Origin of the sequence: Janthinobacterium sp. AD80, from assembly GCF_002878455.1 — a bacterium.
In the GTDB taxonomy this organism is placed as follows: domain Bacteria; phylum Pseudomonadota; class Gammaproteobacteria; order Burkholderiales; family Burkholderiaceae_D; genus Janthinobacterium.
Genome location: NZ_NRDQ01000354.1, coordinates 1 through 2,701, shown reverse-complemented (window position 1 = coordinate 2,701; position 2,701 = coordinate 1). Strand labels below are relative to the sequence as shown.

Below are 2,701 nucleotides of genomic sequence, written 5' to 3'. Positions count from 1 at the left end.
GCCGTAGTTGTTCGCCAGGTCGAAATGCGTGATGCCCAGGTCAAACGCGGTGCGCAGCATGTCGCGCTGGGATGCCAGGCTGTTGCTGTCGMCAMRGKYCGCTCCTGCAGCGCCAGCGCGGCGGGCAGAAAGGCCGCTTCGTCTTCGCCGAGCACGGGGCCGCCCAGCGCGGCGCGGTGGCGCCAGCTGTCCCGCAGCACCTGGCCATAGCGTTGCATCAGCTCGCCGTACGCGGCCAGGCGGTGGCCGGCGCTCATGCGGCGCTCCCTGTCGTGCCCTGCTGCAGGCCGTACAGATGCGCATAAATGCCGTCCGCTTGCGCCAGCAGCGCCGCATGGCTGCCCAGCTGGGCTACCTGGCCCTTGTCCATGACGACGATGCGGTGCGCTTCGCGCACGGCCGACAGGCGGTGGGCGATGATCAGCACCGTGCGCCCGGCGCAGATGCCGCGCATATTGTCCTGGATAATCTTTTCCGATTCGTAGTCGAGCGCGCTTGTGGCCTCGTCGAAGATCAGGATGCGCGGATCGCCGATGAGCGCGCGGGCGATGGCGATCCGCTGGCGCTGGCCGCCCGACAAGCCCGTGCCATGCTCGCCCACCATGGTGTCGTAGCCTTCCGGCAGCTCGCAAATGAAGTCGTGAGCACCCGCCAGTTTCGCCACGGCGATGACGGCCTCGATGGGCAGCGCGGGGTCGCTCAAGGCGATGTTGTCGCGCACGGAGCGGTTGAACAGGATGTTTTCCTGCAGCACCACGCCGATCTGGCGCCGCAGCGATGCCGTGTCGATGACGGCGATATCCTGCCCGTCGATCAGCACCTTGCCCCGCTCGGGCACGTACAGGCGCTGCGCCAGCCGGGTCAGCGTGCTCTTGCCGGAACCGGAACGCCCGACGATGCCGATCACTTCGCCGGGCGCGATGGCGATCGACACCTCGCGCAGCACTTCGGCCGCATCGGGCCGGTAGCGGAAACCCACTTGCTGGAAGGCGATGGCGCCGGCGATGCGCGGCAGGCGCGCCTTCTGGCTGCCCGCTTCCGCTCTGGCGTTGAGAATATCGCCAAGCCGGCTCATGGAAATGCCCACTTGCTGGAAATCGTTCCACAGCTGTGCCAGGCGCAAGATGGGCGAAGCCACCTGCCCGGCCAGCATATTGAACGCCACCAGTTCGCCCACCGTCATTTTCTCGTCGATGACGAGGGTGGCGCCGTACCACATGATGGCCGCCGTCACCAGCTTGCTGACCAGGGTCACGCCACCGCCGGCCAGCATGCCGATGTTGTTCGCCGACAAGCCCGCCGACACATAGCCGGCCAGCTGCTTTTCCCACTGCTGCTGCCAGCGTGGTTCCACGGCCATGGCCTTGACGGTGTCGACGCCGCTGATGGTTTCAACCAGGAAAGACTGGTTTTCCGCGCCGCGGTTGAATTTCTCGTTCAGGCGGCCCCGCAGCACGGGCGTGAGCAGCATCGACAGGGCGGCGTAGACGGGAATGGAGACGAGCACGACAATGCTGAGCGCCGCGCTGTACCACAGCATGGCGGCGATGAAGACGAAGGAGAACAGCACATCGAGCACCAGGGTCAGGGCATTGCCGGTCAGAAAGGAGCGGATGTTTTCCAGTTCGTGGATGCGCGCCACGGAATCGCCCACGCGGCGCGCCTGGAAATAGGCGATCGGCAAGGCCAGCAGGTGGCGGAACAGGCGCGCCCCCAGTTCCACGTCGATCTTGCTGCTGGTACGCGCGAAAACATAGGTGCGGATCAGGCCCAGCACGGCTTCGAAAACGATGGCGCAGACCAGGCCGATGGCCACGACATTCAGCGTCTGCATGGCGTGGTTGACCAGCACCTTGTCCATCACCACCTGGAAAAACAAAGGCGTGGCCAGGCCGATCAGCTGCAGCACGAAGGAAATCAGCAGCACTTCGCCCAGCAGCCTGCGGTATTTGACGATGGCGGGAATGAACCAGCTGAAATCGAAGCGGGCCGTCTCGGCCGCGAAGCTGGCCTTGCTGGTGAAAAAGATCAATTCGCCCGTCCAGGCGGAAAGGAAGGCTTCGCGACCCAGGATCTGCGGCGGCTGGCCCGGATGCTGGACCAGCACCTTGCTCACGCCGCCTTCGCCCGTCTCGACCTTGCCGAGTATAAAGAAACGCCCGTCGGTATCCATGGCGATGGCCGGCAGCGGCGCGTGCGCCAGCCGTTCGGGTGCCTGGCGCACCAGCTTGGCCGTCAAGCCCAGCTGTTTCGCGGCCAGCAGCACGGTTTGCCGCGTGAACACGGCCTGGCCGAAAGCGTGCCTGAGCTGGGCGCCATCGGCGGCGATGCCATGCAGGCTGGCCATCAGCAGCAGTGACAGCAAGCCCGTGTCGGGTGGTGGTGTTTCAATCGGTGGCGGATCGTTGCGGTGTGGGAGGACTGTCATGGGGCAAAATCAGAGATTCAATGGCGCAGCCGGGCCAGGACCAGCGATTCCGGCCCGGCTGCGTGAAGGTGACGCTGCTTACTCAGGCGATCAATGCGCGGCCGCCAGCTGGATCTGCATCGGCAGGCCGCCCTTTTCCGACCAGTGCGCCGAAGCGGCCACCGGCACGGCAAAGCCGGCCAGCGCCTGCACCAGCTGCGCCGGATCGGCTTGCCAAGCGGCGCCGGCGGCCTGGCTGGCGGCACTGAATTGCTGCGCGGAGCGCCAGTTCTG

The 2,701-nt window shown here is 65.8% G+C and carries 2 protein-coding genes and 1 pseudogene; all 3 read right to left on the bottom strand.

The window, feature by feature from the left end; all coding sequences use genetic code 11:
* Nucleotides 1-78 (bottom strand): annotated as a pseudogene (locus JaAD80_RS29400) (oxidoreductase); the annotation flags it as partial.
* A 175-nt stretch (nucleotides 79-253) separates the two neighbouring features.
* Nucleotides 254-2,428, bottom strand: a complete 2,175-nt coding sequence (locus tag JaAD80_RS29395) for a type I secretion system permease/ATPase (RefSeq protein WP_102299687.1) — start codon at nucleotides 2,426-2,428, stop codon at nucleotides 254-256.
* 90 nt (nucleotides 2,429-2,518) lie between these two features.
* The coding region (locus JaAD80_RS31135; RefSeq protein WP_180979670.1) for a hypothetical protein at nucleotides 2,519-2,701 on the bottom strand (183 nt) is incomplete at its 5' end.

Bases quoted from the DNA above. Each gene is read 5' to 3' on its own strand.
- JaAD80_RS29395 (WP_102299687.1), bottom strand. From the start codon at position 2,428: ATGACAGTCCTCCCACACCGCAACGATCCGCCACCGATTGAAACACCA.